The organism is Reinekea sp., from assembly GCF_982785585.1.
Window position 1 is genome coordinate 64,231 of the sequence record NZ_CEYAVF010000012.1, and the last position, 4,728, is coordinate 68,958.

The 4,728-nt window shown below is 55.2% G+C and carries 7 protein-coding genes; 2 read left to right on the forward strand and 5 right to left on the reverse strand.

The window, feature by feature from the left end:
• On the forward strand, window positions 1-555 hold a 555-nt coding region (locus AC4FIC_RS06830), incomplete at its 5' end, for an SUMF1/EgtB/PvdO family nonheme iron enzyme (protein ID WP_476194224.1).
• A complete protein-coding gene (egtD, locus tag AC4FIC_RS06835) occupies window positions 548-1,522 on the forward strand; it encodes an L-histidine N(alpha)-methyltransferase (protein ID WP_100256180.1) in 975 nt (324 codons plus the stop codon). The genes AC4FIC_RS06830 and egtD, both read left to right, overlap by 8 nt.
• Here the strand turns inward: egtD and AC4FIC_RS06840 are convergent.
• The 5 genes from AC4FIC_RS06840 to AC4FIC_RS06860 all read right to left on the reverse strand — a co-directional run bounded on the left by AC4FIC_RS06840 (window position 1,519) and on the right by AC4FIC_RS06860 (window position 4,655).
• Window positions 1,519-1,644, reverse strand: coding sequence for a hypothetical protein (locus AC4FIC_RS06840; RefSeq protein ID WP_264371428.1), 126 nt, complete (start codon window positions 1,642-1,644; stop codon window positions 1,519-1,521). The two genes, egtD and AC4FIC_RS06840, sit on opposite strands and share 4 nt — an antisense overlap.
• Window positions 1,641-2,012: a GntR family transcriptional regulator gene (locus AC4FIC_RS06845; protein WP_475844886.1), complete on the reverse strand. Its 372-nt coding sequence runs from the start codon at window positions 2,010-2,012 to the stop codon at window positions 1,641-1,643. Before AC4FIC_RS06845 ends, AC4FIC_RS06840 begins: the two co-directional genes overlap by 4 nt.
• Entirely contained in the window at window positions 2,009-2,803 is a 795-nt protein-coding gene (locus tag AC4FIC_RS06850) for a hypothetical protein (protein WP_476194225.1), read from the reverse strand. The genes AC4FIC_RS06845 and AC4FIC_RS06850 overlap by 4 nt, the downstream gene beginning before the upstream one ends.
• On the reverse strand, window positions 2,800-3,639 hold the full coding sequence (locus AC4FIC_RS06855) for an ATP-binding cassette domain-containing protein (protein ID WP_476195137.1): 840 nt from the start codon (window positions 3,637-3,639) through the stop codon (window positions 2,800-2,802). Before AC4FIC_RS06855 ends, AC4FIC_RS06850 begins: the two co-directional genes overlap by 4 nt.
• A 341-nt stretch (window positions 3,640-3,980) precedes the next feature.
• Complete coding sequence (locus tag AC4FIC_RS06860; RefSeq protein ID WP_476195136.1) at window positions 3,981-4,655, reverse strand: gamma-glutamylcyclotransferase; 675 nt, start codon at window positions 4,653-4,655, stop codon at window positions 3,981-3,983.
• Window positions 4,656-4,728 lie beyond the last annotated feature (73 nt).

The window sequence follows — 4,728 nt, forward strand, 5'->3', positions numbered from 1 at the left end:
GGTGGCTACAACGATCCACTGCATTGGCTGTCAGAGGGTTGGGCGTGGCGGTGTCGAGAACAGATCAGCCAACCGCTCTATTGGTTACGCCGCGCCGAGCAATGGTGGCAATACAGTTTGGCCGGGCTGCACGCGCTCGATCCGCATGCGCCGGTGCGCCATATTAGTCTGTTTGAAGCCATGGCCTACGCACAGTGGTGTGGCTGCCGCTTGGCCACGGAATTCGAATGGGAGCATGCGGCGGCCCGGGTCGAGCCGTCAGACTCTGTTTATGACCCGACCATCCTGGCCCCCCAGTCGCAGTCCCAGTCAGCGGATCAGCTCTATAATTGCCTCTGGCAATGGACCCAATCGCAGTACCAGCCCTATCCCGGTTACCGGCCGGAAGCCGGCGCGGTGGGTGAGTACAATGGCAAGTTTATGAGCAATCAGTTTGTCCTGCGTGGCGGTTCCTGCATTACGCCACCGAACCATATTCGCGCGAGCTATCGGAATTTTTTCCCGGCCGCGACCCGTTGGCAATTTAGTGGCATAAGGATGGCAAAGGATGACTGACCTCAATATTCACCGTCAAACGCAGGTCAACCAGGACGATCTGTTTCTGCAAGATATCTTTGCCGGTTGGTCGGCCGTTGGCCAAAAAACTCTGCCGTGCAAATATTTTTACGATGAGAAGGGCTCGCAACTGTTCGACCAAATTTGTCAGACGCCGGAGTATTACCACACCCGAACGGAACTGGCGATTTTGGCGCGCGCCTTGCCGGAGGTCGCGCAATATATTGGGCCCCATGCCGATATTTTGGAATTCGGCTCCGGTGCCGGGATCAAAATCCGCAAGTTGATCGACGCCCTCAGCTCGCCGCGCACCTACATTCCAATCGACATCAGCGAAGAAATTTTGCTCGCCAGCTCAGCGCAGTTAGCGCAACAGTATCCTGAGCTGGCGGTGTTTCCCGTGGTGGCCGATTACCTGTCACCGATCCAATTGCCCGAGCAATTTAGCCACCAATCCGAGCATAAGAAGCTGGTGTTTTTTCCCGGCTCGACGATCAGTAATTTTGAGCCCCAGGCGGCGATCCACTTTATCAAACACATTCGCGCCTTGTTGGGCGAGGGCGATGCCCTCTTGATCGGGGTCGACCTGGTGAAACCGGCTGAACGCATATTGGCCGCCTATAACGATGCTCAAGGGGTAACGGCCGCCTTCAATATGAATTTATTACAGCGTATCCAAAATACTTATCAGACCGATCTGGATCTGGACACCTTCTGTCATCGGGCGATCTATAACGTTGAACGGTCGCGCATCGAGATGCATCTGATCTCCACGGTGCAGCAGGACATTCAGATCGAGGGTCGGCGTTTTGCCTTTGCCGAACAGGAGAGCATTCACACCGAAAACTCCTACAAGTATTCGCTCGAATCGTTTCAGTTGCTGGCGCGCAATGGCGGCTTCGACTGCACGCACTGCTATACCGACGCGCAGCAGCTGTTTTCGGTGCACTACTTGACGGCGAACTAAATGCCGCTCAATCTCAACCAGATCAGCGCCGCGGCAGTGGCCACAAAGAGGCTCAGCAGGGTGGCGGCGAGGATCTTGTTGGTGAGTTTCATCCGGCGTATGGCAAGGCTTACAGAAGTCATGCTTGGCTCCCTAAAAACTGGTTATACAGTTCACGTAATTCATTTGGGGTGACCGCCAATAGGGCGGCCTCATGGAAGATACGCGGCAGTTTGGCATCAATAAAAGCCACTTTTTTTAACGCCTGAACGGTCTGCTTGCCGTGCTCATTGACGAAATAGCCGACCCCCCGCCTGTTGGAAATAATGTCGTTGTCCTGCAAGTAGGCGAACGAGCGCATCACCGTATTGGGATTGACCTGGACCAGCGCGGCAAGCTCCCGGATCGACGGGATGCGTTCCTGTTCGGGCCATGCTTCGGTGAGAATCTGCTCGGTCATAAAGTCGGCCACCTGTAAGTAGATGGTACTGGCGGAGTCAAATTGAATCATAGCTCCAACTCCTTAAAGCGTAGGTAAGACAGGCCCCAGAAAAAGCCAAAATAGAGAACGCTTAGCAGACTGCTGCCGACCTGGGTAAAGAGGTTCGAGGTGAACTCTAACCCGGTACTGCGCAGCACCAGGAATTTGCCGATATGGATGGCATCGCCCTTAAGTACCTGGGTTTCAAAGTTGGCAATGGTGGCGTTGATGAGATCGCCGAGCAGCCAGTTCACCAAAGCAGCGGTGTAGAACAGCCAGACAATCAACAGCAATGACAGGGCGCCAAAGATTTTTATCATCGGCCGTTTTTTAAAATAAATAGCACTGAAAAATAACAATGGATGGAGCCAGACGTAGAGCTTAAATAACTGCAGCGCCGCCAACCCGACGGGATTAAAGATCGGCACCAAGTTGCCCCAGCCAAACAGGCCCACCAACAGATTGGCCGTTAGCGTTGAGACCGACAGCACCAGCAAAAAAATCAGCACCACTAGAAAGCTGGTCAGGAAGCTACTCAACCACTTCTCGAACGGGTCGGCGGGCAGCATTAACCATTGGGCGGCAGAGCCTGCCTGCTTGTATTCATCGAAGGTATGGTTGCCCAACTCCAATTGGGCCATAAAGAGCAGCGCGAAGGCGAAGATGCCCGAGTAATCGGTAAAGGTACCGACCGAACTGATGTGGAGCATTAGCACCACGGCCGTCGCGATCAGCCAGGTCAGGCCGATATCGCGGATCACCCGCTGGGGTTTGGAGCCCTGCTTGGCGAGGATCAGTTGGTATACACGAGTGGGGTTCATAGCCGTGGCTCCTGCGCTACGGCTGCCATCAGGCCGGGATAATTTTGATCAAAAGCATTGAAGAGCAGTTCTAAATCGATCTCGGTCGGCTGCTCGTGGCCTCCGGCCACCAGTGAGACCGGACTGCCCAGCCGCAACTCCGAGTGCAACACCGTGCCAGAGGTAACCGGGCCCTGTACCTGGCTAATGTAATTGGGCAGTTCGGCCAGATCAAACCAATGCGCCGACCCTTCATTCATCATCACCACCGAGTCGATAATCGATTCCAGGTCGCGCACCTGGTGGGTGCAAATCAGCACGGTCTGTTCGGCCGTTTGGTGGGCAATAACGGACTCGCGAAACAACGCCTTGGACGGTATATCGAGGCCATTGGTCGGTTCATCCATCAACAGCACCTGAGCACCGGTGGATAGCGCAAAGGCGATGATGAATTTCTTGCGCTGCCCGAGCGACAGCGCGGTGAGCTTTTTGCCGTCGTCGACACTGAGCCGGGCCAATAGCTCGGTGCATTGGCGGTGATCGAATTTGGGGTAAAAAACACTGAAACGTTTGATATAGGCAACTGCGCTGATCGCCGGTAAGGCATTTTCTTCCGGCACCAGATAGAGGTTTTGATAGAGTGCGGTCTCGCGCCGCCGCGGCGTGCGCTCGAGCACCGCCACCGCACCCTCGGTTGGGCTGAGCAGACCAGCGAGTAACTTAATCAGGGTGGTCTTACCGACCCCATTGGCGCCGAGTATGCCGACGCTGCGGCCGGCCGGAATGGTCAGGTTTAGACCCCTAAAAACGGCCGCCTTGGCACCGTATTCGAATCCGAGATTGGAGAGTTGTATCATCTGTCTGCCATTATGTGTATTAGATATCTAGTACGCTAGCCAAGGGCGGAACTCAATGCAATGCCTATTTGTTGATGGGGTTGATTTTGCCTGCGCGGTGATGTCCAGCGCATTACCGAGGTGATTCCGGTCAGCATCGTGGCGCATGCGATTAACACTGTTCGCCAACGTTCCCATGCCACTGTTGTGCTGAACCCGCTAAGAGGCCGAGTGGTGGCGATGGAATTGATTGACACGCTGGCCCCAGTTTTTGCTCAGCGAATGTTCTCTTAGTTGGCTTGTACTTAGCAATGCGGCGCGCCAGGATGATTGGGGGCAACGGCGGACCAGGCCCATAAGCGTTAGGAATGCTCGGCCAGACGCTGGTTGATCAGCTGTTCCAGTTCGCTGAGTTGCTCATCGGGTACGCCGGCTTGTTGCAGGGCGTACTGGGTTTGTTGGAAATAGGCCAAGCTGCTGCCGCGGGCGCCTTCGGCACTGAGGATTAGGTCCGCCTGTTGCGCCAAGGATAAACGCACGCAATGGTCGCTGCAACCTCGGGCGATAAAGGTCAGGGCCCGCTCGGGCGGCTGTTTGGTGGGCGCGGCAGCAGAGTCGGGTGTCGGTTCTGACTGACTGCGGGTGACAACCCAGGCCGGGTAGTAGACATTGGTGAGCATTTCTTGCTTAAAGATGGGCGCTAAATCTTGCACGCTGATCTCAAATACCATGCCCTGCACCTGAGCGCCGGGCTGACCCTGCAGGCCTAAGACCAAGCCAGGATGGCGGTCGGTGCCCCGATAGAGGTAAGACAGTACGCAATATTCCCGCCTGAAGTCATCAACGGTGGCAACAGCCTGATGGCTGTGTTCAAAGCAGGGGGCCCAAATCTGTGAGCCATACGCAAAGTAGCGTACCCGGTCCTCGGGTTTGAGACCCATGGTCCGCAGCACATCGGTCAATAGGCTGGAGTGATCGATGTCGATATCGGAGTCGACTAGCTGTTTGATGCGGTTGTTGGCTTGATGCCATGGCATAGCTACGAGTCCTCAAATTGACAGTCTTATTTTTCCATCATACGGTCAATCGTCAGGCCCGGCAACCGCTGCT